Origin of the sequence: Stenotrophomonas sp. VV52 (assembly GCF_002893095.1) — a bacterium.
GTDB classification, from domain to species: Bacteria; Pseudomonadota; Gammaproteobacteria; order Xanthomonadales; family Xanthomonadaceae; genus Stenotrophomonas; species Stenotrophomonas aracearum.
Genome location: NZ_PKQQ01000002.1, coordinates 493819 through 520398, shown reverse-complemented (window position 1 = coordinate 520398; position 26580 = coordinate 493819). Strand labels below are relative to the sequence as shown.

The 26580-nt window shown below is 68.5% G+C and carries 19 protein-coding genes; 11 read left to right on the top strand and 8 right to left on the bottom strand.

Going from position 1 to position 26580, the window contains the following annotated elements:
* Positions 1 to 60 precede the first annotated feature (60 nt).
* From C2U58_RS08345 to C2U58_RS08335, 3 genes are all read left to right on the top strand, one after another.
* Complete coding sequence (locus tag C2U58_RS08345) at positions 61 to 543, top strand: peroxiredoxin (protein WP_102945399.1); 483 nt, start codon at positions 61 to 63, stop codon at positions 541 to 543.
* Positions 544 to 573: 30 nt separating this feature from the next.
* The gene (locus C2U58_RS08340; RefSeq protein WP_172448104.1) at positions 574 to 1170 is read left to right on the top strand and encodes a ferritin-like domain-containing protein; all 597 of its coding nucleotides are present in this window, start codon (positions 574 to 576) and stop codon (positions 1168 to 1170) included.
* An 81-nt stretch (positions 1171 to 1251) separates the two neighbouring features.
* A complete protein-coding gene (locus C2U58_RS08335) occupies positions 1252 to 2028 on the top strand; it encodes a hypothetical protein (protein ID WP_253256684.1) in 777 nt (258 codons plus the stop codon).
* Between the two features lie 26 nt (positions 2029 to 2054).
* Here C2U58_RS08335 and pbpC read toward each other — a convergent pair whose 3' ends face one another.
* From pbpC to prpB, 6 genes are all read right to left on the bottom strand, one after another.
* Complete coding sequence (gene pbpC, locus C2U58_RS08330) at positions 2055 to 4436, bottom strand: penicillin-binding protein 1C (RefSeq protein WP_102945398.1); 2382 nt, start codon at positions 4434 to 4436, stop codon at positions 2055 to 2057.
* Positions 4433 to 9343, bottom strand: coding sequence for an alpha-2-macroglobulin (locus tag C2U58_RS08325; RefSeq protein WP_102945397.1), 4911 nt, complete (start codon positions 9341 to 9343; stop codon positions 4433 to 4435). The genes pbpC and C2U58_RS08325 overlap by 4 nt, the downstream gene beginning before the upstream one ends.
* Before the next feature lie 158 nt (positions 9344 to 9501).
* A complete protein-coding gene (gene prpF, locus C2U58_RS08320) occupies positions 9502 to 10692 on the bottom strand; it encodes a 2-methylaconitate cis-trans isomerase PrpF (protein WP_102945396.1) in 1191 nt (396 codons plus the stop codon).
* A gap of 49 nt (positions 10693 to 10741) precedes the next feature.
* Positions 10742 to 13360, bottom strand: a complete 2619-nt coding sequence (gene acnD / locus C2U58_RS08315; RefSeq protein ID WP_102945395.1) for a Fe/S-dependent 2-methylisocitrate dehydratase AcnD — start codon at positions 13358 to 13360, stop codon at positions 10742 to 10744.
* Positions 13361 to 13438: 78 nt separating this feature from the next.
* Positions 13439 to 14596, bottom strand: a complete 1158-nt coding sequence (gene prpC, locus C2U58_RS08310) for a 2-methylcitrate synthase (protein WP_102945394.1) — start codon at positions 14594 to 14596, stop codon at positions 13439 to 13441.
* 28 nt (positions 14597 to 14624) lie between these two features.
* A complete protein-coding gene (prpB, locus tag C2U58_RS08305) occupies positions 14625 to 15524 on the bottom strand; it encodes a methylisocitrate lyase (protein WP_172448103.1) in 900 nt (299 codons plus the stop codon).
* Between the two features lie 149 nt (positions 15525 to 15673).
* Between prpB and prpR the strand changes: the two genes are divergently transcribed.
* Both prpR and C2U58_RS08295 read left to right on the top strand, forming a co-directional pair.
* A complete protein-coding gene (gene prpR, locus C2U58_RS08300; RefSeq protein ID WP_172448102.1) occupies positions 15674 to 17269 on the top strand; it encodes a propionate catabolism operon regulatory protein PrpR in 1596 nt (531 codons plus the stop codon).
* Positions 17270 to 17736: 467 nt separating this feature from the next.
* On the top strand, positions 17737 to 20289 hold the full coding sequence (locus C2U58_RS08295; RefSeq protein WP_102945392.1) for a hypothetical protein: 2553 nt from the start codon (positions 17737 to 17739) through the stop codon (positions 20287 to 20289).
* 65 nt (positions 20290 to 20354) lie between these two features.
* On the opposite strand, the gene pdxH is transcribed toward C2U58_RS08295, so the two are convergent.
* Entirely contained in the window at positions 20355 to 20954 is a 600-nt protein-coding gene (pdxH, locus tag C2U58_RS08290) for a pyridoxamine 5'-phosphate oxidase (protein ID WP_102945391.1), read from the bottom strand.
* Positions 20955 to 20995: 41 nt separating this feature from the next.
* On the opposite strand from pdxH, the gene C2U58_RS08285 reads away from it, so the two are divergent.
* Entirely contained in the window at positions 20996 to 21826 is an 831-nt protein-coding gene (locus tag C2U58_RS08285) for a kinase (protein ID WP_102945390.1), read from the top strand.
* 18 nt (positions 21827 to 21844) lie between these two features.
* On the opposite strand, the gene C2U58_RS08280 is transcribed toward C2U58_RS08285, so the two are convergent.
* Positions 21845 to 22048 (bottom strand): dodecin family protein, encoded by a 204-nt coding sequence (locus tag C2U58_RS08280; RefSeq protein WP_102945469.1) that lies wholly within the window; start codon positions 22046 to 22048, stop codon positions 21845 to 21847.
* Between the two features lie 95 nt (positions 22049 to 22143).
* On the opposite strand from C2U58_RS08280, the gene C2U58_RS08275 reads away from it, so the two are divergent.
* From C2U58_RS08275 to mdtD, 5 genes are read left to right on the top strand one after another with little or no spacing between them, the layout of a single operon-like run.
* On the top strand, positions 22144 to 22686 hold the full coding sequence (locus C2U58_RS08275; protein ID WP_070207124.1) for a shikimate kinase: 543 nt from the start codon (positions 22144 to 22146) through the stop codon (positions 22684 to 22686).
* Positions 22683 to 23792 (top strand): 3-dehydroquinate synthase, encoded by a 1110-nt coding sequence (gene aroB / locus C2U58_RS08270; RefSeq protein WP_102945389.1) that lies wholly within the window; start codon positions 22683 to 22685, stop codon positions 23790 to 23792. The genes C2U58_RS08275 and aroB overlap by 4 nt, the downstream gene beginning before the upstream one ends.
* Positions 23793 to 23841: 49 nt before the next feature.
* Positions 23842 to 24096 (top strand): WGR domain-containing protein, encoded by a 255-nt coding sequence (locus C2U58_RS08265; RefSeq protein WP_070207126.1) that lies wholly within the window; start codon positions 23842 to 23844, stop codon positions 24094 to 24096.
* Positions 24093 to 25166, top strand: coding sequence for a uroporphyrinogen decarboxylase (hemE, locus tag C2U58_RS08260; protein WP_102945388.1), 1074 nt, complete (start codon positions 24093 to 24095; stop codon positions 25164 to 25166). The genes C2U58_RS08265 and hemE overlap by 4 nt, the downstream gene beginning before the upstream one ends.
* Before the next feature lie 10 nt (positions 25167 to 25176).
* Entirely contained in the window at positions 25177 to 26580 is a 1404-nt protein-coding gene (gene mdtD / locus C2U58_RS08255; RefSeq protein WP_102945468.1) for a multidrug transporter subunit MdtD, read from the top strand.

The window sequence follows — 26580 nt, the reverse complement described above, 5'->3', positions numbered from 1 at the left end:
AACGTTTTGACATGGCCCTCCCATGGCCCTGACTACCCTGCCCTTGAATCAGGAGACCCCATGACCATCCACGTTGGCGACCGCATCCCCGAAGTCACCCTCAAGCGCATCCGCGAGGGGATGGAAACCCTGGACACCACGGCGCTGTTCGATGGCCGCAAAGCGGTGCTGTTCGCGGTGCCCGGCGCATTCACCCCGACCTGCTCGGCGCAGCACCTGCCCGGCTTTGTTGAACGCTTCGCCGAGTTCCGCCAGCGCGGCATCGACGTGTTCTGCATGGCGGTCAACGACCCGTTCGTGATGAAGGCCTGGGGCGAGAGCCAGCAGGTGCCGGATGGGCTGCAGCTGCTGTCCGACGGCAATGGCGACTTCACCCGCGCGCTCGGCCTGGAACTGGACGCCAGCAGTTCCGGCATGGGCATGCGCTCGCGCCGTTTCGCGCTGTATGTGGAAAACGGCGTGGTCCGCGAAACCTTCATCGAAGAGCCCGGCAAGTTCGAGGTCTCTTCGGCCCAGTACGTGCTGGAGCACCTGCCCAGCTGACACTCCCGCAACAAAGGAAACCGGCCAGCCATGTCAAAGCCAGCCAAGCAGAAAGCGACTACCCAACCCGAACCGACCCAGCAGCCGTCGCGACCCAGCGGCATCAGCGACACCGCGACGCTGCGTGCACGTGCGCGGAAGAACATCGACGACGGTGCGATCACCGATACCTACAGCGCCGACCGCAAGGCAGTGATCAAGCTGCTCAACGATGCGCTGGCCACCGAGTACGTGTGCGTGCTCCGCTATTACCGCCACTACTTCATGGCCAAGGGCATGCTCGCCGACGCGGTCAAGGGCGAGTTCCTGGAACACGCCCAGCAGGAACAGGCGCACGCGGGCAAGCTGGCCGAACGCATCGTGCAGCTCGGCGGCGAACCGGACCTCAACCCGGCCACGCTGACCCAGCGCTCGCATGCCGAATACAAGGAAGGCAAGGACCTGCGCGACATGGTCCGTGAGAACCTGATCGCCGAGCGCATCGCCATCGACAGCTACCGCGAGATGATCAACTTCGTTGGCGACCGCGACACCACCACCAAGCGCATCCTGGAAGAGATCCTGGCCCAGGAGGAAGAGCATGCCGACGAGTTTGCCGACCTGCTCGAAGGCTGGATTGGAGAATAGCGTCACAGGGTAATGTCCCGGCAATGCAATCGCATTGCCGGGGATGCTAAGGTCGGGCGATCCCACTGCAAGGACTGCATCGTGACCATTGCCCTGCGCCGCGCGCCGCTTGTTGTTGCCCTGTTTGCCTCCGCATCTGCACTGGCCCAGCCAGCGTCCGCGCCGGAAGCGCGCACGCCCCCTGCCCCGCATTGCCTCGACGCCCGTGCGGTGCGCCAGATGGAGCAGGCCAGCCCGGAGGCCATCGCCGTACTTGGCAGCAACGGCCAGCCGTACCGCCTGGACTTCGCAGCGGCCTGCCCGGGCGTCAACGACGCCGAACAGGTGCGCCTGGACGCGCCGGACGGCTGGGCCTGCGGTCGCCCCAGCGAGCGGTTGGTCGTGGACGGGCGCAGCTGCCCGCTGGCGGCGGTGAGCGTAATGGACAACCGCAGCTTCGCCGAAGTAGCGCGCGAGAGCAGCCGCCAGTTTGCGACCACGCTGGAGGCGGTGACCGTGACCGCCAAGGGCGCTGCGACCAGCGAGAGACGGCAAGCGTTCCGGGGTTCACCGGAGTTCTGCTTCGCCACCCGGAACGTGCGCGGCTGGAGCGAAGACCCCAGCGGCGTGGTGGTTGAAACCAACCCGCGCCGCAACGGTGGGCACAAGTTCTACCGGGTCGAATTGGGCAGCAGCTGCAGCATCCTGGCCGGCGCCACCGAGGTGGACTTCCAGTCCGGCTTCCAGAACGGGCTGATCTGCGGCAATCCGGGCGACCGCATCGTCATGCAGCCCAGCGGCATCGAAAACGATGGCCGTTCGTACACGCCGCGGTTTGCGCGTCCCGGCTGCGCGGTGATGGCGGTCTACCCCCTGTAGGTACTGGCCGCTGGCCAGTACACCGATTATCTCAACACCCGGAACCGCACCTGGGTCCAGGCACCGTCGGCGGCGAGTGCGGTGAGCGTGTGCTCGCCGGCCTGGTCGAACTCGCGGTGGAAGGTGCGCGCGCCTTCGGTGCGTGCGATCCAGCGGTCGTCCAGCAGCCAGTCCACCGCCTGCTCGCTGCCCAACGCGCGCAGCTGCAGCCGCACGCCGTGTTCGGCGTTGGGTGCGCGGGCCAGGGTGGCGCGGTCGTTGAGCCCTTCGATATGCAGGCTGCCGGCGCTGCTGCGGCCATCGTCGCGGCAGTCGGGCGACAGCGCCGGCAACTGCGCGGCACGGCGCTGGGCCAGCGGCAGCCACGGCGACACCAGCGCTGGCCAGCGCGCGATCTCGCGCTGGGCTGCCTCATGCGGCAGCGTGCACTCCGGTGACAACCGCAAGCCGCTGCGCTCGTCCACCTCGAAGGCCACCCTCCCCGCCTGCCACAGGCGCGCGTCGCGCTCGGCGAAGGTGGGCGGCACCACGCCGTCCAGTACGTACGCCTGCAGGCGGCGCTGGCACAGCGCCGGCGGCGTGCTGTCGGCACGCTCGCCGGTAGGCCAGCACACCTCTGTTTGAGTGACGCTGGCCGGCAGCGGCGCGGCGGCGGCATCACCGCTCTGGCGCGGCAGGCTGTCCACCACTTCGAACATCAACGGCAGCGCAGTCACTGCGCCGTACTGTCCGGGCAACGGGGTGCCATCCGGGCGGCCCACCCACACGCCTACGGTGTAGTGGCGGGTGCTGCCGATCGCCCACGCATCGCGATACCCGTAACTGGTGCCGGTCTTCCAGGCCACGCGCGGGCGGCCGGTGACATCGAAGGTACCGGCGCCGTAGCCAGGGCGCGGGTTGGATTCGAGCATTTCGCGGGTGATCCATGCCGCGCCCGGCGACATCAGCCGCCGCTCGATCACCGCGTCGTCGGCGGTGTAGCGCACGCGTCCGGCGATGCCGTTGCGGTTGAACGCAGCGAAGCTGCCGACCAGATCTTCCAGCCGTGCGCCGGTGCCGCCGAGGATCAGCGACAGGTTCGGCGCGCTGCCGCGCGGAAAGCGCAGGGTGATGCCGGCATGCGCCAGCCGTGCGGCGAAACGCGCAGAACCCACCCGGTCCAGCAAGTCCACCGCGGGCACGTTGAGCGAGAGGCGCAGTGCGGTGGCCGCGCTGACCGGGCCGTTGAACGCCGCGTCGAAGTTGCCTGGGCGGTACCCGGCAAAACTCTGCGGTGCGTCCACCATCAGGCTTTCCGAATGGATCAGGCCGTCGTCGAGGGCCATGCCGTACAGGAACGGCTTGAGCGTGGAGCCCGGCGAGCGCCAGGCCTGGACCATGTCGACATGGCCCAGCCGCCGCTTGTCGCCGAAGGCGACCGAGCCGACATAGGCGCGCGCTTCCAGGGTGCGGTTGTCGACCACCAGCAGCGCAGCCGAGGTGCGCTCGGGCAACTGCGAGAAGTACGACGACACGCGCTCTTCGAGGGTGCGCTGCAGGCCGATGTCGAGCGTGCTCTGGATGCGCGCCGCCTGTGGTTGCGCGGCGTGCAGGCGCTGGGCCAGCAGCGCGGCGTGCAGCGGCGGCTGCAGGGCGCGGGTCACCACCGGCTCGATGCGTGCATCGTCCACCTCGTCGCGCGACCACACGCCGAGCGCGACCATGCGTTCAAGCACCTTGTCGCGTGCAGCCTGTGCAGCTTCGGGGTGGCGATCCGGACGTAGCCGGCTGGGCGACTGCGGCAGCACCGCCAGCAGCGCGGCCTCGGCGTGCGACAGCTGCACGGCCGGTTTGCCGAGGTAGGCCCAGCTGGCCGCTTCCACGCCTTCGATGGTGCCGCCGTAGGGCGCGCGTTCCAGGTACAGCGCCAGGATCTGCGCCTTGTCCAGGTGCAGTTCCAGCTGCACCGCGCGCAGCAGCTGCTTGGCCTTGCCCCACGGGGTGCGCGTATGCGGGTCGAGGATGCGCGCGACCTGCATGGTCAGGGTGGAGCCGCCGGAGACGATCCGCCGCTCCAGCACCCACTGCTTGCCGGCACGCAGCAGCGCCCAGGGGTTGACCCCGGGATGCCGCCAGAACCAGCGGTCCTCGTAGTTGAGCAGCGCCTGCAGGTACAGCGGCGAGACCGAATCCGCCGAGGCCGGGTAGCGCCACACGCCGTCCGCGTCGGCGAACGCGCGCAGCGGCGTGCCGTCGCCCGCGACCACCAGCGTGCTGGTGTCGCGCATTTTCGGCAGCGGCGGCGGAAACGCCAGGTCCAGCACCAGCAGCAGCGCCAGCAGCGCCGCCGTGCCCCAGCGCAGGCCCGGCCACAGCCAGCGCCGCCACCGGGCGGGCCCCGGCGTCGGCCGGGGCCCGCGCGTGCTCACGGCTGGACCACCGTGAGGGTGGTCGGGGTGCTGCGGCCCACCCCACGCAGGTCAGGACGGTACATGTCTTCCACCAGCGGCGGCGGCACCGTGTAGGTGCCCGGGGTGACCGCGCGCACCAGATAGAACACCTTGGCGGTACTGCCACGCGACAGCTTGAGCGCGGCCACGTACCGGTCGTCGCGGAATTCTTCATGGCGCAGCGTGGCCGCGTCGCCCCGGTCTTCCACGCGCAGGCCGTCCACCACCACGTCGGCCCACTGCTTGGCATCGCCCAGGTTGAAGTTCTCGATCTCCAGGCCGGCCGGCAGCAGGTCGGTCAGCAGCGCGTCGGGCATGTCCACGTTGGGGGTGACGCTGACCCGCACGATCAGGGCCTCGCCTTCCTTCAACGCACGCGGGGTCCACGGCTTGCCGTCGGTGGTGAACCAGCTGCGTTCCACGCCCAGGGTGCGGTTGTCCGGCTCCGGCGCGGTGCGCGGAATGCCGGCCACTTCCAGGCTGGCGAACATCGGCGGCTCGCCCTTCGGACTGAAGCGCACGCCCTTGGCCAGGGCGGCGTAGTCGAAGCTGCGCCCGAACATGCGCCGCGCGGCGATGGCTTCGACCTCGCCACCGATGGCCAGCTCGCCCGACACCTGCTTGCTCTGGTTGGCGGCCAGCGCCTTGCCGAGGCGCGCGATGGCGACCTGCTCCTGCGTGCTCAGCCACATCCAGCCGTTGTTACGGCGTGCATCCAGCGCGCGACCCAGTTCCACCGCGCGGGCGTCATAGGCGGGCTTGGCCAGCTTGCGCTCGTGCAGCAGCGCGATCATCAAGGCGTCGTCGCGCACCGCGCTGCCGTAGTCGCCGAAGTACTGCGGGCGCTCGCTGCTGGGCTTGGCGAAGCCGGCCGCAATGGCGGCGTCGCCCCGCTTGTGGTCGCCCTGCAGCGACAGCGCGATGCCCAGGTGGACCAGCGACAGACCGGTCAGCGACTTGCTGCGTTCGTTGTCGTACAGCGCGCGCAGGGTGCCCAGCGGGGCGCGATTGACCCGGGCCAGCACGTAGCCGGAGTAGGCCTGGTTGGCAAACTTCAGGTTCTCGCGGCGGTCTTCGCCGTAGAACGGGTTGCCGCCGGAGAGCAGGTCTTCGCTGAGCCGGTTCAGCGCCTTCTGCAGCACGCCGTCGGGCACCGCGAAACCGGCATCCTTGGCATCGAGCAGGAACTCGGCGATGTACGGGGTCAGCCACGGATTGACGTAGCCGTCGTCGCCCCACATCGAGAAGTTGCCGTTGGCCACCTGCATCGAGGCCAGCCGGCCGAACGCGCCTTCCATGCGCTCGCGGCGTGTCTTGGCGTCCAGGCCGTCGGCACCGAGCATGGCCGAGGTGGCCTCGTCCAGCATCAAGGCGGCGTAGCCCTTGCTGGTGGTCTGCTCGGCGCAGCCGTAAGGGTAGTTCAGCGCGCCGTTGAGGGCGCTGGCAAACGGGATCGGCGGCAGCGCGCTGACCAGCATGCGCGCGGTGACCGAATCGCCCATCAGCCCGTCGGCCAGGCCGGCGCCCATCTCCACGTCGGCCAGCGGGTCCAGCGTGCGTGTCTGCGCGCGCAGCACCTGCGGCCACGCGGCACGCACCGGCAGGTCGTAGCGTCGGTCGACCTTGAAGCCGTTGCCTTCCACCCGCACCCGCACCTTGGCCACGGTATAGCCTTCGCGCGCCTGCAATGGGAAGCTCAGCGTGTTCTTGGCGTCGGCGTTGAGCTTGAGCGTGCGGCTGGGCTCGCCCAGGCTCAGCGGCCCGATGCCATCGACCTGCACCTTGAACTCACCGGGCGTACCGGTGAAGTTCTGCACGTCCAGGGTGACGGTACTGCGGTCGCCCGGGGCGAGCACGCGCGGCATGCTGGCTTCGGCCAGGATCGGCGCGCGCACCACGGTTTCCAGGTCGCGCTTGCCGTACTGGTCGTCGGAGTACACCAGCGCCGAGACCCGCAGGGTGCCGTTGAAGTCCGGCACCTTCAGCGCGATCCGGGCAATGCCCTTGGCGTCCAGCTTCACCGGACCGGAGAACAGGTCCACGGTCTGCACGCGCGCGGTCGGCCGCTTGGCCTGCGGCAATGCCGCCAGCGCCATGTCGCCACCGAACTTGAGCTTGCCGCTGCTGCCGTCGAAGCTTTCGATCACGCGGCTGTAGATGTCGTACGCATCCACGCCCAGGCGACGCTGGGCGAAGAAGTGTGCCGAGGCGTCCGGCACCGGGAATCGGGTGATGTTGAGGATGCCCACGTCCACCGCCGAGACCGTCACGTGCGCCAGCTTGCCCGCCAGCTGCGGTGCGCTGACCGTGACCGGCAGGGTCTGCTCCGGCCGCATCTGCTTCGGCGCGGACAGGCCCACGGCCACGGTGCGCGCCTTGCGGTCCATCGGCACATGGACCACGCCGACCGCACGCGCCGGGGTGATCTTGCTCGGGGCGCTGCCGCCGCGGAACACCAGCGCGGTGATGTAGACGTCGTGGCGTTCCCAGTCGGCGGTGACCGGAATGTCGAAGGTGCTGCCGGGCTTGGCGTCGATCTCCTGCACGTACAGCATCTTGTCGCTTTCAACCATCAACAGGCCCTTGCCGGCGTGCGGCGGGGTGACGCTGACGCGCAGCGTGTCGCCCGCTTTATACGCGGTCTTGTCCAGGCCCAGCTTGACCTTGTCCGGGCGTGCATCCAGCCCGCGGTTCTCGTCGTTCCAGCTCCAGCCGGCGTGGAACGGGTAGCGGCTGGTCAACCCGGTGGCCGGGTCGAACACATCCAGCCGGTACTCGCCCCACTTCACCGGGAAGTCCACGCCCACCGCCGCGCTGCCGGCGTCAATGGTGCGGGTGTCCTTGTTTTCGAAGCGGCGGCTGAAGTCGTAGTCCCAGCGATTGTCGTTGAAGGTCCAGTGGTAGTCGCGCAGCTCGCGCACCAGGGTGACCTTCAGGCCCTTGCCCGGCTGCGGCTTGCCGGCCGCGTCCACCCGCATCACTTCGAAGCGGGCATTGCTGTTGGCGTCGGCCCCGTCGTCCGGGTTGAACAGCGGGCGCACGCCGACCAGTACCGGGGCCGGCCACATCACCCGCTTCAGGGTGCGGGTGACCGTGCGGCCGCCGGTCTCGTACACGCTGCCGGACAGCACCACCGCCACCGGCGCGCTGGCCTTGACCTCGGCGGGCAGCTCGACGTCCTGGCGCAGTTTGCCGTCGGCCGGGAATTCGGTGTCGATCACATCACGCGCTTCGCGCGGCAGTTCCAGGGTCGGGTCGCCGAAGAAGTAGCCCGGCAGCGACTCCACCGGCGACTGTTCTGCAGCCACCGCCAAGCGCGCGGTGAAACGGTTGCCGTCGGCCGGCGCGCCGTACAGGTAGGCCGCGTCGGCCTGCAGCTTCAGCGGCTCGCCGGGCTTGAGGGTCTTCTGCGCGCTGTCCAGGTCCAGCTTCATGCGCTCGGGCAGGAACTCTTCGATGCGCAGGGTCATGCCCTGGATCGCTTCCTTGCTGGCCGGGTTGGTACGGAATTCAACCTGCCAGCGCCCGGTGGGCGCTTCCACCGGAATGGTCTGTTCGAAGCTCAGGTAGCCCTGCTCGCCCGGCTGCAGCCGGGTTTCGCGGAAGGTCTTGCCGTCCGGCTGCTTCAGGCGCAGGAACACCGGTTGTGGCTTGACCGGCTTGCCGTCGTTGTCGCGCAGCAGCGCGGAGATGCGCACGGTTTCGCCGGGGCGGTACAGGTCGCGGCCGGACCAGGCGAACACGTCGAACCAGGCGTTGTCGCGGCCGGCCACGGCGAACTCGCTCAGGTCCAGCGCCGGCTGGTTGAACGGCAGCATCGAGGTGTCCGGACCGCTGCTGGCGATCAGCACGTGACCCGCGTCCAGCGTGTAGTTGAGCAGCGCGTTGCCGTTGCCGTCGGTGCTGCCCTTGAGCACCACCTCGCCCTTGGCGTCGAGGATGCGCAGGTCGACCTTCTTCAGCGCCGCGCCGCTCTGCAGCGAGGCGGTGTGCACGAACAGGGTGTCCTTGTAGGCGCGGGTATGCAGGCCAATGTCGCTGACGGTGAAGAAGGCGGTGTCGAATTCACTGTCGAACGAACCGCTGCGCTTCATCACCGCGAAGTACAGGCCAGGCTCCTGCAGCTCCTTGATGTCCTGGGTGGGCAGATAGGTGAGCACGCGCTCGTTCTGCTTGCCGCCGAGCACGAAGCGGTTGACATAGACCGGCTCGGCCAGTTGCGACATCGGGGCCTTGTCGCCATACTCGCTGTCCAGCTCCCAGCTGCCGCGCCGGCCGCCGCGCTGGTACTGGCTGAAGAAGGCGGGCAGTTCCTTTTCGCGCACGCGCAGGAACTCCACGTCCACTTCGCCCACGTTGACCGAGACCACCGGCAGGCCGCGGCTTTCGCGCGCCGGCAGCACGCTGCCCTGCGAGGCGAACCCGGCGACCGGCTTGAGTTCGCCGGTGAACACCTTCTGGCGCAGCTCCTTGCCGATCCGGCTGCCGTCGGCGGCGAGCAGGTCCGGGGAGACGATCAGGGTGTATTCCTTCGCCGCTTCCACGAACGGGTAGCGCAGGGTCTTGCCGTCATCGGACAGGGTCCAGCTGCTGTCCTCGGTGCCGACCTTCTCGCCGAAGCGGACCAGCTTGTCGAAGTCCTGGGTCCCGACCAGCGGGCGGGAGAACTCCAGCGCGAGCGACAGGCCGTCGCCGCTCTGGTCGGGGAAGGCGCGCAGCAGGGTGAAATCCGTGACCGCTTCGGCCTTGGCCGCAATCGGGGCACCGGTGGCGGTGGGCAGCTGGCCGCTGTTGTTGCGGTTGCAGCCGGTGATGCCCAGTGCCAGCCCGGCGGCCAGCGCCAGTGTGGCGATTCCCTTCCAGTTCCGCAGACGGACCGTGCGCATATGTCGCTCCTTGAACAAGGGCTTCATTATGCACCGCGAGGTTACGGGCTGGCGGTTGGGTTACGTGGGACACGCATGGCGTGTCGCTACGCATTGCCGGCGCTACCCGCGTAGCGACACGCCACGCGTGTCCCACGCGGTGCCCGAACCATTCGCGATTACACGGTGCCGGCCGGCACCCGGACCGCGCCGTCCATCAATACCCGGGCGCTGCGGCTCATGATCGCCTTGGTCACCGTCCACTGGCCGTCGACCAGGCGGGCCTCGGCGCCTACGCGCAGGGTGCCGGACGGGTGCCCGAAGGTCACCGCGCCACGCTCGCCGCCCCCGGCGGCCAGGTTGACCAGGGTGCCGGGAATCGCGGCGGCGGTACCGATCGCCACGGCAGCAGTGCCCATCATGGCGTGGTGCAGCTTGCCCATCGACAGCGCACGCGCGTGCAGGTCGATATCGCCGGCGCCGATCTGCTTGCCGCTGGACGACACGTAGTCCTGCGCCGGCGCCACGAACGCCACCTTGGGCGTGTGCTGGCGGGTGGCGGCCTGGTCGATGTGGTCGATCAGCCCCATGCGCACCGCACCGTGCGCGCGGATCGCCTCGAACCGGACCAGCGCGGCCTTGTCGTCGTTGATTGCCGGCTGCAGCTCGGTCCCGGTGTAGCCCAGGTCGGCGGCATTGAGGAAGATGGTGGGGATTCCGGCGGTGATCATGGTCACCTGGAAGCTGCCCACGCCAGGTACGTCGAGGGTGTCGACCAGGTTGCCGGTCGGGAACATCGAACCGCCCTCGCCTTCACCGTCGTCGGACGGATCGAGGAATTGGAGCGCGATCTCGGCTGCCGGGAAGGTCACCCCGTCCAGCTCGAAGTCGCCGATCTCCTGCACCTGCCCGTCCACCACCGGCACGTGGGCCAGGATGGTCTTGCCGATGTTGGCCTGCCAGATCCGCACGGTGCAGGTGCCGTTGTGCGGGACCCGCGACGGGTCGATCAACCCATTGCTGATCGCAAACGGGCCCACCGCGGTGCTGAGGTTGCCGCAGTTGCCGCTCCAGTCCACGAACGCGGTGTCGATGGACACCTGGCCGTACAGATAGTCCACGTCATGATCCGGCACGGAGGCTTCAGAAATGATCACGCACTTGCTGGTGCTGGACGTCGCCCCGCCCATGCCGTCGGTGTGCTTGCCATACGGGTCCGGCGAACCGATCACGCGCATCAGCAGCGCGTCGCGTGCCGGGCCCGGCTGCTGTGCGGCGGCCGGAAGATCCTGCAGGCGGAAAAACACGCCTTTGCTGGTGCCACCGCGCATGTAGGTGGCCGGAATGCGGAGCTGTGGGAGATAAGACATGCAAGCGGTCCTGGGAAATGAGACGGTCCGCTGCCGGACCGTCGTGGAGTCATGCGACCTGGCTGGATTCCAGGAAGTCCTGTGCGAAGCGCTGCAGCACGCCACCCGCTTCGTAAATGGCCACTTCTTCGTCGCTGTCGAGGCGGCAGGTGACGGGCACCACCACGTCCGTACCGTCGCGGCGGTGGATGACCAGGGTCAGCTCCGCGCGCGGGGTGCGTTCGCCGATGACGTCGAAGGTTTCGGTGCCGTCGATGCCCACGGTCAGGCGCGTGGTGCCGGGCTTGAACTCCAGCGGCAGCACGCCCATGCCGATCAGGTTGGTGCGGTGGATGCGCTCGAAGCCTTCGGCGACGATGGCCTCCACGCCGGCCAGGCGCACGCCCTTGGCGGCCCAGTCGCGCGAGCTGCCCTGGCCGTAGTCGGCGCCGGCGATGATGATCAGCGGCTGCTTGCGCGCCATGTAGGTTTCAATCGCTTCCCACATGCGCATGACCTTGCCTTCCGGCTCGACCCGGGCCAGCGAACCCTGCTTCACGGTGCCGTCTTCATTGCGCACCATTTCATTGAACAGCTTCGGGTTGGCGAAGGTGGCGCGCTGCGCGGTCAGGTGGTCGCCGCGATGGGTCGCATAGGAATTGAAGTCTTCCTCGGGCAGGCCCATCTTCGCCAGGTACTCGCCGGCGGCGCTGGAGGCCAGGATCGCATTCGAGGGCGAGAGGTGGTCGGTGGTGATGTTGTCGGGCAGCACCGCCAGCGCACGCATGCCGGCCAGCGTGCGCTCGCCCGCCAATGCGCCTTCCCAGTACGGCGGGCGGCGGATGTAAGTGCTCTGCGGGCGCCAGTCGTACAACGGGCTGACCTGCGAGCTGTACTCCACGCGCACGTTGAACATCGGGTTGTACACGCTGCGGAACTGCTCGGGCTTGACCGCCGCCTTCACCACTGCGTCGATCTCGGCATCGCTGGGCCAGATGTCCATCAGCCGCACCTCGTTGCCCTGAGGGTCCACGCCCAGCACATCCTTTTCGATGTCGAAGCGCACCGTTCCGGCAATCGCGTAGGCGATCACCAGTGGCGGCGAGGCCAGGAAGGCCTGCTTGGCATACGGGTGGATGCGGCCGTCGAAGTTGCGGTTGCCCGACAGCACGGCGGTGGCGTACAGGTCGCGGTCGATGATTTCCTGCTGGATCGCCGGATCCAGCGCGCCACTCATGCCGTTGCAGGTGGTGCAGGCGAACGCGACGATGCCGAAGCCAAGCTTTTCCAGGTCCGGCAGCAGGCCGGCTTCTTCCAGGTACAGCTGCACGGCCTTGGAACCCGGTGCCAGCGAGGACTTCACCCACGGCTTGCGCAGCAGGCCGCGCTCGTTCGCCTTGCGTGCCAGCAGGCCGGCAGCGATCACGTTGCGCGGGTTGGAGGTGTTGGTGCAGCTGGTGATGGCGGCGATGATCACCGCGCCGTCCGGCATCAGGCCCTGGGCCTGTTCGGCCTTGCCCGCTTCCAGCTTGGCCGCGTCGGCAATGCCGCGCTCGGCCAGTGCGCTGACCGGCAGGCGGCGGTGCGGGTTGCTCGGGCCGGCCATGTTGCGGACCACGCTGGACAGGTCGAAGCTCAGCACGCGCGGGTACTGCGCGGTGGCGAGGTCGTCGGCCCACAGGCCGGTGGTACGCGCGTAGGTTTCCACCAGCGCCAGCTGCGCTTCCTCGCGGCCGGTCAGGCGCAGGTAGTCGACGGTCTGGCTGTCGATGTAGAACATCGCCGCCGTGGCGCCGTACTCCGGGCACATGTTGGAGATCGTGGCGCGGTCGCCGATGGTCAGCGCGGCGGCGCCTTCGCCGTAGAACTCCAGCCACGCACCGACCACGCGCTGCGCGCGCAGGAATTCGGTCAGGGCCAGCACCACGTCGGTGGCGGTGATGCCCGGCTGCGGCTTGCCGGTGAGCTCCACGCCCACGATGTCGGGCAGGCGCATCCACGAGGCGCGGCCAAGCATGACGTTCTCGGCTTCCAGGCCGCCCACGCCGATGGCGATCACGCCCAGCGCGTCCACGTGCGGGGTGTGGCTGTCGGTGCCCACGCAGGTATCGGGGAAGGCCACGCCGTCCTTGACGTAGATCACCGGCGACATTTTCTCCAGGTTGATCTGGTGCATGATCCCGTTGCCCGGCGGAATCACGTCCACGTTCTGGAAGGCCTGCTTGGTCCAGTCGATGAAGTGGAAGCGGTCTTCGTTGCGGCGGTCCTCGATGGCGCGGTTCTTCTCGAACGCTTGCGGATCGTAGCCGCCGCATTCCACGGCCAGCGAGTGGTCCACGATCAGCTGCACCGGCACCACCGGGTTGACCTTGGCCGGGTCGCCGCCGCCGTCGGCGATGGCATCGCGCAGGCCAGCCAGGTCGACCAGTGCGGTCTGGCCGAGGATGTCGTGGCAGACCACGCGGGCCGGGAACCACGGGAAATCGAGATCCTGGCGGCGCTCGATCAGCTGCCGCAGCGAGGCTTCAAGGGTGGCCGGGTCGCAGCGGCGCACCAGGTTTTCCGCCAGCACGCGCGAGACATACGGCAGCGTGGCATAGCCGCCGGGCTGGATCGCGTCGACCGCGGCCCGGGTATCGAAATAGTCCAGCGCGGTGCCGGGGAGGTTCTTGCGGTAATCAATGTTCATGGCTGGCGGTAGCTGCTCGTTGGCGGGCCGAAGCGGTAAGACGGCCAAGGCACCCCGAGGGGTGCCTTGGCGTTTGCATCACTTGCGTTCGTCGATCGGCACGAAGGCCTGGTCTTCCGGCCCGGTGTAGTTGGCGCTGGGGCGGATGATCTTGCCGTCGATGCGCTGTTCGATCACGTGCGCGCTCCAACCGGAGGTGCGCGCGATCACGAACAGGGGGGTGAACATCGCGGTCGGCACGCCCATCATGTGGTAGCTCACCGCGCTGAACCAGTCCAGGTTCGGGAACATCTTCTTGATGTCCCACATCACCGATTCCAGGCGCTCGGCGATGTCGTACATCTTCAGGTTGCCCTGCTCGGCCGACAGCTCGCGGGCCACGTCCTTGATCACGTTGTTGCGCGGATCGCTGACCGTGTACACCGGATGGCCGAAGCCGATCACCACTTCCTTGCGCTCGACGCGGGCCTTGATATCCGCTTCGGCCTCGTCCGGGGAGTCGTAGCGCTTCTGCACTTCGAACGCCACTTCATTGGCGCCACCGTGCTTGGGACCGCGCAGCGCGCCGATGCCACCGGTGATGCAGCTGTACATGTCGCTGCCGGTGCCGGCGATGACGCGGCAGGTGAAGGTGGAGGCGTTGAACTCGTGCTCGGCGTACAGGATCAGCGAGGTGTGCATCGCCTTGACCCACGACTGCTGCGGCGGCACGCCGTGCAGCAGGTGCAGGAAGTGGCCGCCGATGGAGTCATCGTCGGTCTCCACGTCGATGGCGCGACCGTTGTGGCTCCAGTGGTACCAGTACAGCAGCATCGAGCCGAGGCAGGCCATCAGCTTGTCGGCGATGTCGCGCGCGCCGGGGTGGTTGTGATCGTCCTTCTCCGGCGACACGCAGCCAAGCACAGAGACGCCGGTGCGCATCACGTCCATCGGGTGCGCCGACGGCGGCAGCTCTTCCAGGGCGGCCTTGACCGCAGCCGGAATGCCGCGCAGCGACTTCAGCTTGGCCTTGTAGGCGGCCAGTTCGGCGCGGTTGGGCAGCTTGCCGTGCACCAGCAGGTGGGCGATTTCCTCGAACTCGCTGGTATTGGCCAGGTCCAGGATGTCATAGCCACGGTAGTGCAGGTCGTTGCCGCTGCGGCCGACGGTGCACAGTGCGGTGTTGCCGGCGGCGGTACCCGACAGGGCGACGGACTTCTTCGGCTTGAAGCCGGGGGCGGTGGTTGCTTCGCTCATGATCCCTCCAGAAAACAATGGTGCGACGTTACTTCTTGGCGGCGAACAGCGCATCGAGCTGCTGCTCGAAGGCGTGGTAGCCGATACGGTCGTACAGTTCCTCACGCGTCTGCATGGCGTCCACCACGTTCTTCTGGTGGCCATCGCGACGAATGGTCTCATACACGTTCTCGGCGGCCTTGTTGGCCGCGCGGAACGCCGACAGCGGGAACAGCTGGATCGCCACGCCGGCCGAGGCCAGTTCGTCGCGGCTGAACAGCGGGGTCTTGCCGAATTCAGTGATGTTGGCCAGCACCGGCACCTTCACCGCGTCCACGAAACGGCGGTAGGTGGCCAGGTCGTAGGCGGCCTCGGCGAAGATGCCGTCCGCGCCGGCCTCCACGCAGGCGATGGCGCGCTCGATCGCCGCGTCCACGCCGTCCACCTGGATGGCGTCGGTGCGGGCGATCAGGAAGAAGTCCGGGTCGGTCCTGGCGTCGGCCGCAGCCTTTACCCGGTCGACCATCTCACCCTGGGTCACGATCTCCTTGCCGGGGCGGTGGCCGCAGCGCTTGGCGCCGACCTGGTCTTCGATATGGCAGGCGGCGGCGCCGGCCTTGATCAGCGACTTCACGGTGCGCGCGATGTTGAACGCGCTCGGCCCGAAGCCGGTGTCGATGTCGACCATCAGCGGCAGGTCGCAGACGTCGGTTATCCGGCGCACGTCGACCAGCACGTCTTCCAGGGTGTTGATGCCCAGGTCGGGCAGGCCCAGCGAGCCGGCCGCGACGCCGCCACCGGACAGGTAGATCGCGCGGTAACCGGCACGCTTGGCCAGCAGCGCATGGTTGGCGTTGATCGCGCCGATCACCTGCAGCGGCGACTCGGCGGCCAGCGCTTCACGGAAACGGGCGCCGGCGGAGGAAACAGGGGTGCTCATGGGCAACATTCCATCGTGGTTGACCCGGCAATGGGCGCAAGGGGCATGCCAACTGGCAAGTGATTGATTTCGTTCATAACGCGCCTGAAAACACTCGTTTCACTTTGAAACATTGAAACGCATGTAACATGCATGCAACTGAAACATGGCCCTGCCCGATGTCGATCCGCCTGCCCCGCCCCCCCCTGCCCGACCCCGACCCCGGCGCCCTGCCGGTGATCTGGACGGTGAGCGTCTCGCGCCTGACCGGGCTGCTCGGCGATGTGATTCCCGAGTTCGACCGGCGCGCCCGCATCGTGCCGATCAACCTGGGTTTTGAAGAGGCGGTGGATGTGATCGGCCAGCGCCTGCGTCGCGAGCACTGCGACGTGGTGATTGCCGGCGGCTCCAACGCGGCCTACCTGCGCAGCCGGCTGGAGGTGCCGCTGGTGCCGATCCAGGCCAACGGCTTCGACCTGATGGAAGCGCTGGCACGGGCGCGGCGGATCGCGCCACGGATCGGGCTGGTTACGCATGCCAGCGACGTGCCCAGCTTCAACAGTTTCCAGCACAGCTTCGGGCTGGACATCGAACACCGCCGCTTCGTCACCCGCGAAGACGCGCGCGACTGCATCGCCGACCTGCGCGCCAACGGCATTGAAGTGATCGTCGGCACCGGCATGGCCATCGACCATGCCGAACAGGTGGGGCTGCCCGGGGTGCTGCTGTACTCGGCCGATTCGGTGCGGCACGCGTTCGAACATGCGCTGGAACTGACCCAGACCCTGGCCCGCTCCGGGGCAACGCTCCCGCGCCGGCGCGTTGCCGGCGCACGACGCGCGGAACGGCCGCTGCTGCTCGGCGACAGCGCGCCGATGCAGGACGTACGCGAACGCATCGCGCTGTACGCCCCGCATGACAGCACCGTACTGGTCACCGGCGCCACCGGCACCGGCAAGGAACTGGTCGCGCGCCAGCTGCACGCCTCCAGCGGACGCAGCGGACGCTTCGTGGCGCTGAACTGCGGTGCGATCAGCGAATCGCTGCTGGAAGCGGAGCTGTTCGGCTACACCGAAGGCGCGTTCACCGGCGCGCGGCGCGGCGGACGGGTTGGGCTGGTCGAAGCCGCCGACGGCGGCACGCTGTTCCTGGACGAGATCGGCGAGCTGCCGCTGCCGTTGCAGACCCGGCTGCTGCGGGTGCTGGAGGAGCGCGAGGTGCTGCGGGTGGGCGCCACCGAACCCACCCCGGTCGACGTAAGGGTGGTCGCCGCCACCCTGCAGGCCCTCGAATCGCTGGTGCAGGCACAACGCTTCCGCCGCGACCTGTACTACCGGCTGGCGGCGCTGCGCATTGCGCTGCCCACCCTGCAGGAGCGGCCGCAGGACGTGCCCGTGCTTCTGGAGCACTTCTTCCAGCAGCTCGGCCAACGCCCTTCGCCGCTGGATGCAGAGGCCATCGAACGCCTCTGCGCGTATGACTGGCCCGGCAACGTGCGCGAGCTGCGCAACCTCGTCGATCGGCTGCGCATCCATTGGCCGCTGCAGGCCGGTGCGCTCGGGGTGGCCCAGCTGCAGTCCTGGTTGCCCGAACTGCAGCAGGCGCTCCCCATCGCCGCAGGTACGGCATCCGCCCTCCCCGCCATCGCCACAAGGCCTTCACCGGCCGTGCTGCAGCAGTGGCTGGATGACCACCAGGGCAACCGTGAACAGCTGGCGACACACCTGGGTGTGTCGCGTACGACCCTGTGGCGATGGCTGCGCGTTACAGGCTAACGCGCACGCTGCGCGACGTTGCTGGCGCTTACACGCAGACCGGGTGTCATCCGACATTGCATCGGGAAAATTCCGAAACGCATTCGCCCCATTTTCATTCTGCGACATGTTCATCATTGCGCATCCTGCAAGTGCAGGATCCGACAACGCGTACGGTTACCCGGTTGACTTGAACATACCGCGCCTATCGCACTGAAAACGACATCTTTGTCTACCGCGGCGGGAATCCCCTTGTTTTCAAGGCGCGGACACCGAACCGGTCAGGATCCAACGATTGACTGCGGCGATAGCACCAATCGTCTTTGGCCTGTTACGCGCAACGAACCGGGTTCATCAAGAAAAACCCCGTGTGAATTCTTTGCGAGAAGTGGAATGTGCAAGCCCGTACCGCGCCGGTAGGTTCCGGAGCACACCGGCGGCCGTTCCTGCGCCGGTGAGACCCCGCTCATCCTCACCAGGACATCCGCATGTTCCAAGCTACCGCCAGGATCCTCCCCAGCTTCTTCGTCCGCGCTGCCCAGTTGATGCGCGGGCGCCGCGACAGCGTCATCCCGGTCCCGCCGCATGCAACCACGCCCATCCCGCTGACCGGCATCAGCAACCATCCGTCTCTCGCGTTGCCTGCACCGGTGCGGGTGAGCCGGATGCCGGCGTCGGCCGCCAATGCCGAAGCGCCTCGCGCCCCCGGACCCAACGAAGAAGCGCTGGGCATCCTCAGCAGCCAGATCCACCTGCTGCTCGGCCAGACCCGAAACGGCGCCCCTGCCAGATTCGGCCGCACGCTGGACAGGCTGGCACTGGACCCGGAGGCGTCACTGGGCCGTCGCCAGTGCAGCCAGCTGTTGCGCGCGATCAAGGACCTGCCCACGGGCGCCACCGTGCCCGAGCGGCAGAAGCAGTTGCGGATCACGCTCTACGACCTGACGCGCGCCGCGCGTGCCGAAGCGATGCTGCACGAACAGATCGCCCGGCATACCGAACGCGAGAAGCGCAATGCATTGCCGGGATCGCAGCGCAGCACCCGCACGGGTGGCATGTTGGGGGTCCGCTTTGGATTGCCGGGCGCGGTGGATGCCGGGGCTGCACTGGGAGCAGCCAAAGACACCAGCGTCGGCACCTTCGACGACCTGACCATCGGCACGGTACGCAGCGGCCGGGTCACGGCTGAAGCCACCGCCCAGGCAAGCGTTGCCCCCGGTGTCGGCGTAAACGCGAAGCTCAGCGGTTACTCCAGCGAGGGCGAGGCCGACATTTCAATGTCGATGCGAACCCGGGTCCTGCGCCTGGCCCACGCATCGGTCGAACGCCGGCTCGGCGGCAACGCACTGCAGCGCGCCTTCAACCGCGTCACCGAGCCACGCCGCGACCGCTACGACGAGCGCACCAGCCGCGCGCTGGCACTGCAATCCACATTGCCGGTGCTGTTGGGACACCAGGCCGTGGCTCGACCCCTGGCCTTCGGCAAGCGGGGGCTGCTGATCAGCGCCGGCATGACCGTGCACGGCGGCGCGCTGGACGCGGCTGCCAGCTACGGCGTGGGCCAGCTCGGGGCGAGCGGCGCATTGGCGCGCACCGAGTTGCGCGCGTCGCTGCCCACGCGGCTGACCGAACTGGGCGCAGACGGCCTGCCCGCCACCAAGGATGCGGATGTCCACGCTGCGCTGGATGCCCGGATGTCCCAGCGGCTGGCCCGCGTGCTGGACGCGCGGCCTGCCGACAAACACTGGCAGCTGCCCGCGCTGCGCGCCGTGCGGGAGCTCATGGAACGCCCCGAGGAGGCAGGGAGCCTTGCCCGCCGGCTCGATGCGGTTGCGGACGTCCGCGCCGCCTTCGACCAGCTGCAGGCCCTGGCCGACCTGTCGCTGCGCGCCCCGGCGCACGCGCGCGCACCGCTGGCGTCGCTGGCGCGCGACTGGGGCGCCGCCGGCACGGCCCCCGAGCCGATCATGATCGCGATGCTCGACACGCTGGCGTGGCTGCAGGCAGTCCCGGAGCACGACACGGGACCGGCGCACGCGCAATGGACGGCGCTGCAGCGCAGCGTCCAGGCCGAAGCGCGGCGCATCCACGACACCACGCTGCCGCACGACCGCGAGTGGATGAAGCGCGCCACCCATGCGTTCCGCGAGCAGATCCAGCGCATCGCCTCCACCAGCGGCACGCTGTCGATGTCGGCCGCCCTGCCCCTGTTCAGCGCCACCGGTGCGGTGACAGTGGACCGCCAGGTTCGCCAGGACCCCGATCCGTTGCGCGACGGCGACTACCTGGTGGTGACCTTCGCTGCAGACCTCGCACCTTCGTGGGGCAAGGTCCTGTCGGAGCTGGAGCGCCAATTCCCCGGCTGGGGAACCTTGCCAGCGGAGCAGGTACGAGCCGTGATCGATCCGATCAGCGCCTCGTTCAGCCTGGGCGGCGCCATGCGCTGCAGACTGCGCTTCTTCCGGCCGAGCTTCCAGAACGACCCGGACTTCCCGCGGAAGGCCTGCGGCAGCCATGTCTATTCGGTACGCGTGGAAGGTGAGACATCGAAGGGCGTGGACGTGACCGTGCCGGTGCCCCTGGCGCCGGCAGTGGCAACCACGCTCACGCTGCAACACAGCCGTTCCACTACGACGACCCTGTACGAACGTCTTCCCGCCACCACCCTGACCAACACGTTGATGCGCTACCAGGCCGAGTGCTCGGCCACCACGCCGCATGCCGAGACCTGGACCCGGATGCTCGACCTGTATGGGGACGACCTGGACGCGCTGGCCGAGGCGCTGGTCGATTCAAGCTCGGTTGCCGCGCTGGAAGCGCGCTACTGGCTGCAGCGTGAGCCAGCCACCACCCCGGGCGGCGCCACCACCCGGCGGTCCGCGCCGGACACCTCGACGCTGGACGCCTTCAACCTGGAAGCCGACCGCGCGGTGCGGCGCGACCAGCTGTTCGCCCTGTTCGAAGCCGTGGGTGAGATCACCACGCGACAGAAGGCGACGTCGGCCCTGATCGGTCCGCTGACCCTGCCCGCCGAAACCTGAGTGGTCCGCACTGCGGTGCACCGGCGCCAGCGCCGGCGCACCGCATGTTTCAGCAGGCAGGGCGTTTACGGATACAGCAGGCGCTTGCTCCACTGCCCCGTGGCGTCGACCTCATAGCACCAGCGTTCGTGCAGGCGGAACTGCGCGCCGTACCAGAACTCGATCTTGCGCGGCACCACGCGCAGCCCGCTCCAGCCCTCCGGTCGTGGCACCTCGCGCCCGTCGAAGCTGGATTCGGCGGTGGCCACGCGCGCATCGAATTCCTCGCGCGAGGCCAGCGTGCGCGACTGCAGCGACGCCCACGCGCCGATCTGGCTCATGCGCGGGCGCGAGGCGAAGTAAGCGTCGGCCTCGGCATCGCTGACCTGCTCCACGCCACCCTCGATGCGCACCTGGATGCCGGCCTCGCGCAGGCTGCGCCACAGGAACAGCAGCGCGGCATGCGGGTTGGCCTGAAGCTCGCGGCCCTTGTGGCTGTCCAGGTGGGTGTAGAACACGAAGCCGCGCGCGTCGAACGCCTTCAACAGCACCGTGCGCGCCGAGGGAATGCCTGCGGCCGTAGCGGTGGCCACGGTCATCGCGTTGGGTTCAAGTTCGGCGCTGCGCTTGGCTTCTTCGAACAGCGCGGCGAAGGTGGACAGCGCTTCTGCATGGAGATCGGTCATGGTCGGTATCTTGCGGCTCGGTTTGGGTTTATTGTCACCGCATGCACGTTGCAGCGCACATGTCCCGGAACAAGGAATTTCCCGATGCGCTGGTCGCGCAGGCGCTGGAAGACGCGTTGGCGGTGGACGCACGGGTTCCAGTATTGGCGATAAGCGGCCTGCAGGGCAGCGGCAAATCGACGCTGGCCGCGCAGGTGGTGGCCTTGGCCGGGCAGCGCGGCCTGCGCGCGGCGACGTTGTCCATCGACGATTTCTACCTGACCCGCGCGCAGCGCCAGCGACTGGCGCGCCAGGTGCACCCGTTGCTGCTGACCCGCGGCCCGCCCGGCACCCACGACCTGGACCTGGCCCATGCCACGCTGGATGCCATTTCGGCGCGGCAGCCGGTCGCGTTGCCGCGCTTCGACAAGCTGGCCGACGAGCGCATGCCCGCGTCGGATTGGCCGCAGGTGGACGCCGGTCTGGACCTGCTGGTGTTCGAAGGCTGGTTCCTGGGGACGCCGGCACAGGCCGACACCGATCTGGACCCGCCGCTCAACGCACTGGAACGCGAGGCCGACGCGGATGGCCGCTGGCGCCGCTGGTGCAACCAGGCGCTGGCCGAACACTACCCTGCCCTGTGGCAACGCTGCCATCGGCTGTGGTTCCTGCAACCGCCGGATTTCGCCGTGGTGCCGCGCTGGCGCTGGCAGCAGGAGCAGAACCTGCAGGCCGCGCAGCCCGGGCGCAGCAGCATGAGCCGTGCCCAGCTGGACCGCTTCGTGCAGTACTACGAACGGGTCAGCCGCCAGGCGCTGCGTACCCTGCCGGAGCGGGCCGACCGGGTGGTGGTGCTGGACGAACATCGTGGCATCGTGTCCGCGCCGGGCTGAGCGCGGCACGAGGCGTACTCAGCTCACCAGGAAGGTCACGCGCAGGTTGACCCGCCATTCGGTGATGTTGCCCGAACCGTCGGTGACCACCTTGGTTTCGCTGATCCAGGCCCCCTGGATGCCCTTGACCGTTTCCGAGACTTTTTTCAGGCCGGTGCGGACGGCGTCTTCGACGCTGGTCTTGGAGGCGGCGTTGATCTCGATGACTTTGGCGACTGACATGGAGCTGCTCCGGTTGCGCGCGGGGGATTCCGCGCGGCCCACCATGGGGGTAAACGCGTAAAGGCCGCGACACGGAGGTGTTAGCATCACGGGTAATGAATCCCGCTCCGAACCTGATCCTGATTGGCCCGATGGGCGCCGGCAAGACCTGCATCGGGCGCCGCCTGGCCGAGCGCTTCACCCTCGACTTCGTGGACGCCGACCAGGCCATCGTGGACGCGGCCGGGGCCAGCATTCCCACCATTTTCGAACACTCCGGCGAGGCCGGCTTCCGCCAGCACGAACGCCAGGTGCTGCAGCAGCTGCTGGCCGGCCAGGGCCAGCTGGTCTCCACCGGCGGCGGCGCGGTGCTTGACCCGGACAACCGCGCGGCGATCGCCCGGCGCGGCTTCGTGGTCTACCTGCGGGTCAGCGTGGCCGCCCAGCTGGAACGGCTGGCCCGCGACCGGACCCGGCCGCTGCTGCAGCGGCCCGACCGGGCCCAGGTGCTGGAGCAGATGGCCAGCGTGCGCGACCCGCTGTACCAGGGCCTGGCCGACCTCACCCTCGACACCGATCTGTACACGCCGGGCGAGGCCACCGCGCAGCTGGTGCTGCGCCTGGCCACGCATTGGCAGCGACTGGAACCGACCGCATGACCGCTTCGCCCCGTACCGTCGCCGTGGGCGGCGACACCCCCTACACCATCCATATCGGCCCGGGCCTGCTCGGCCAGGGCACGCTGCTGGCGCGGCATGTACGCGGCCGCCACGTGCTGCTGCTCAGCGACTCCTCGGTGGCCCCGCTGTACCTGGCCGGCGTGAAGCAGGCGCTGCAGGCCGAACGCCCCGACCTGATCATCGGCGAGCTGGTGCTGCCGGCCGGCGAAGCGTCCAAGACCCTGGCCAACTTTGGCGCGGCGATCGCCGCGCTGGCCGCGCTGGGTGCCACCCGCGACGCCTGCGTGATGGCCCTCGGCGGCGGCGTGGCCGGCGACCTGGCCGGCTTCGCGGCCGCGTGCTGGATGCGGGGCGTGGACTGCGTCCAGCTGCCAACCTCGCTGCTGGCCATGGTCGATTCCTCGGTCGGCGGCAAGACTGCAGTTGACATCCCCGAAGGCAAGAACCTGGTGGGCGCGTTCCACCCGCCCCGCGCGGTGATCGCCGATACGGCCGCGCTGCGCACGCTGCCGCCGCGCGAGCTGCGCGCAGGGCTGGCCGAGGTGATCAAGTACGGTGCAATCCGCGACCCGCTGTTCTTCCAGTGGCTGCAGACCGAGCACGCTGCACTGCTGGCCGGCGACGATGCCGCGCTGGCGCAGGCGATCGCGCGCAGCTGCGAACACAAGGCCGAGATCGTCGCGCGCGATCCGCTGGAACGGGGCGAGCGCGCCCTGCTGAACCTGGGCCACACCTTCGGCCATGCGATCGAGACCGAACAGGGCTATGGCGCGCCGGGCAATGACAACCTCAACCATGGCGAAGCCGTGTCGGTAGGCATGGTGCTGGCCGCGCGGCTGTCGGTCGAGCTCGGCATGAGCCATCCCGACGACACCGCGCGCCTGCGCGACCTGCTGCTGCGCTATGAGCTGCCGGTCGAGATTCCCGCCGGGCTGGATCCCGAAGCGCTGCTGGCGCGGATGCGGCTGGACAAGAAGAACGTGGCAGGCCGCCTGCGCCTGGTGCTGTGGCAGGGCATCGGCCGCGCGCAGGTGGTGGCTGACATCGACGAAGTCGACGTGCTGCGGGTGCTCCGGACCGGCTGAGCCGGCGCAGTGACGGCCGCGTTCCCGGTTCGCGGCTACAATCGTGCCCATGCACGTTTTCCTGCAGCACGCCCCGATCGGCACCGAGCGGGCCCACTACCTCGAGCTCACGCTGGTGCCGGACCTGTTCGGCAGCTGGGAGTTGCTGCTCCAGTCGGGCCCGGTCGGGGGGCGCGCGCGGCTGCGCCGCCAGCAGTACGACACCCGGGCCGAGGCCCAGGCGGCCTTCGACAAGGCACGCGACGCCGAGCTGCGACGCGGCTACCAGATCATCGAACGTTTACCCCAAGGACGCACCCCGTGACCGACCCTTCCCGCCATGATCGCCTGCTGCGCGCCCTGCGCCGCGAACCGGTGGACTGCACCCCCGTCTGGCTGATGCGCCAGGCCGGCCGCTACCTGCCGGAGTACCGCGCGACCCGGGCCAAGGCCGGCAGCTTCCTGGCGATGGCCAAGACTCCGGACATTGCCTGCGAAGTGACCCTGCAGCCGCTGCGCCGTTTCGATCTTGATGCGGCGATCCTGTTTTCGGACATCCTGACCATTCCCGATGCGATGGGCCTGGAGCTGTACTTCGTGGAAGGCGAAGGCCCGAAGTTCCGGCACCCGGTGCGCGACACCGCTGCGATTGCCCGGCTTGCGGTGCCGGACATGGAAACCGAGCTGCGCTACGTGATGGACGCGGTGCGCGTGATCCGCCGCGAACTGGATGGCAAGGTGCCGCTGATCGGCTTCTCCGGCAGCCCGTGGACGCTGGCCTGCTACATGGTGGAAGGCGGCGGCAGCAAGGACTTCGCGCGGATCAAGGCGATGGCGCTGAACGAACCGGCCGCGCTGCACCAGCTGCTCTCGGTGGTGACCGACGCGGTGGTGGCCTACCTGGCGGCGCAGCGCGCCGCCGGTGCCCAGGTGCTGCAGGTGTTCGACACCTGGGGCGGCGTGCTCAGCCCGGCGATGTACCGCGAGTTCTCGCTGCGTTACCTGACCCGCATCGCGCGCGAACTGGAGCGCGGCGACGGCGACCAGCGCACTCCGCTGATCCTGTTCGGCAAGGGCACCGGGCTGCACCTGGGCGACCTTGCCGACACTGGCGCCGACGCGCTGGGCGTGGACTGGACCCTGGACCTGGCCGATGCGGTGGCCCGCACCGGCGGCCGCGTGGCGCTGCAGGGCAACCTGGACCCGGCCACGCTGTACGGCAACCCGGACGCGATCGAACGCGCCGCCGGGCAGGTGCTGGACAGTTACGCGCGGGGCAACGGTGGTTCGCGCGAAGGGCATGTGTTCAACCTCGGCCATGGCATGTCGCCGGACATGAATCCCGAACACGTGCAGGTGCTGGTGGAGGCCGTGCACCGCCTCAGCCAGCGCTGAGGTGCCGGAGATGACGACGCCGAGCTACGCCTCGTTCCGGCCGCTGTTGTGGCTGGTGTCGCTGGCGATCTTCATGCAGATGCTGGACTCGACCATCGTCAACACCGCATTGCCGGCGATGGCGCGCAGCCTTGGCGAAAGCCCGCTGCAGATGCAGTCGGTGGTGTTCAGCTATGCGCTGGCCGTGGCGACCTTCATTCCGGCATCGGGCTGGATCGCCGACCGCTTCGGTACCCGCCGCACCTTCCTGGCCGCGATCATCCTGTTCACGCTGGGCTCGCTGGCCTGCGCATTGGCCCAGACCCTGCACCAGCTGGTGGCCGCACGCGTGCTGCAGGGCGTGGGTGGCGCCATGCTGCTGCCGGTGGGACGGCTGGCAGTGATGCGCTCGGTGTCGCGCGAACAGTTCCTGCGTGCGATGAGCTTCATCGCCATTCCGGCGCTGGTCGGTCCGTTGATCGGCCCCACGCTGGGCGGTTGGCTGGTCGAAGTGGCGTCCTGGCACTGGGTGTTCCTGATCAACCTGCCGATCGGCGTGATCGGCTATGTGGCCGCGCTCAAAGTCATGCCCGACCATTACGCCGAACACCGCACCCGGTTCGATATCGCCGGCTACCTGATGCTCGCCTTCGGCATGGTGGTGTTGTCGCTGGCGCTGGACGGCATCTCCGGCATGGGCACGCCGCATGCGCTGGTGATGCTGATGACGGTGGCCGGGCTGGCCGCACTGGTCGGCTACTGGCTGCATGCCGCGAACTCGACCGCGCCGCTGTTTTCGCTGGCGCTGTTCCACGTGCCCAGCTACCGCATCGGCATCCTCGGCAACCTGTTCTCGCGGATTGGCAGCAGCGCCATGCCGTTGCTGATTCCGCTGCTGCTGCAGGTCGGCATGGGCATGAGCCCGATGAACGCCGGCCTGTTGATGATTCCCGTGGCCGCCGCGGGCATGCTGTCCAAACGGTATGCGGTCAAGCTGGTGGAACGCTTCGGCTACCGGCGGGTGCTGATGGTCAACACGGTGCTGGTCGGCATTGCCATGGCCAGTTTCATCTTCATGGTGCCGGGCCAGCCGATGTGGCTGCGCGTGGTGCAGCTGGCGGTGTTCGGCGCGGTCAACTCGCTGCAGTTCACCGTGATGAACACCGTGACCCTGCGCGACCTCGACCGCGGCTTCGCCAGCTCGGGCAACAGCCTGCTGTCGATGGTGATGATGCTGGCCACCGGTTTCGGTGCAGCCGCCGCCGGCAGCCTGCTGGCCGCGTTCGGTCACCTCGATGCACTGCACGGCGCCACCGCCGCCCTGCACGCCACCTTCGTCTGCGTCGGCGCGATCACCCTCACCTCCACCGTGATCTTCTGGCAGCTGCCTGATACCCGTCCTTCACCGCGGGATGTGGAAGAGGTCGCCGAATAG

Coding starts and splice junctions, on each gene's coding strand:
- C2U58_RS08345 (WP_102945399.1), top strand. CDS start 61: ATGACCATCCACGTTGGCGACCGCATCCCCGAAGTCACCCTCAAGCGC.
- C2U58_RS08340 (WP_172448104.1), top strand. CDS start 574: ATGTCAAAGCCAGCCAAGCAGAAAGCGACTACCCAACCCGAACCGACC.
- C2U58_RS08325 (WP_102945397.1), bottom strand. CDS start 9,343: ATGCGCACGGTCCGTCTGCGGAACTGGAAGGGAATCGCCACACTGGCG.
- prpF (WP_102945396.1), bottom strand. CDS start 10,692: ATGTCTTATCTCCCACAGCTCCGCATTCCGGCCACCTACATGCGCGGT.
- acnD (WP_102945395.1), bottom strand. CDS start 13,360: ATGAACATTGATTACCGCAAGAACCTCCCCGGCACCGCGCTGGACTAT.
- prpC (WP_102945394.1), bottom strand. CDS start 14,596: ATGAGCGAAGCAACCACCGCCCCCGGCTTCAAGCCGAAGAAGTCCGTC.
- prpB (WP_172448103.1), bottom strand. CDS start 15,524: ATGTTGCCCATGAGCACCCCTGTTTCCTCCGCCGGCGCCCGTTTCCGT.
- prpR (WP_172448102.1), top strand. CDS start 15,674: ATGTCGATCCGCCTGCCCCGCCCCCCCCTGCCCGACCCCGACCCCGGC.
- C2U58_RS08295 (WP_102945392.1), top strand. CDS start 17,737: ATGTTCCAAGCTACCGCCAGGATCCTCCCCAGCTTCTTCGTCCGCGCT.
- pdxH (WP_102945391.1), bottom strand. CDS start 20,954: ATGACCGATCTCCATGCAGAAGCGCTGTCCACCTTCGCCGCGCTGTTC.
- C2U58_RS08285 (WP_102945390.1), top strand. CDS start 20,996: ATGCACGTTGCAGCGCACATGTCCCGGAACAAGGAATTTCCCGATGCG.
- C2U58_RS08280 (WP_102945469.1), bottom strand. CDS start 22,048: ATGTCAGTCGCCAAAGTCATCGAGATCAACGCCGCCTCCAAGACCAGC.
- C2U58_RS08275 (WP_070207124.1), top strand. CDS start 22,144: ATGAATCCCGCTCCGAACCTGATCCTGATTGGCCCGATGGGCGCCGGC.
- aroB (WP_102945389.1), top strand. CDS start 22,683: ATGACCGCTTCGCCCCGTACCGTCGCCGTGGGCGGCGACACCCCCTAC.
- C2U58_RS08265 (WP_070207126.1), top strand. CDS start 23,842: ATGCACGTTTTCCTGCAGCACGCCCCGATCGGCACCGAGCGGGCCCAC.
- mdtD (WP_102945468.1), top strand. CDS start 25,177: ATGACGACGCCGAGCTACGCCTCGTTCCGGCCGCTGTTGTGGCTGGTG.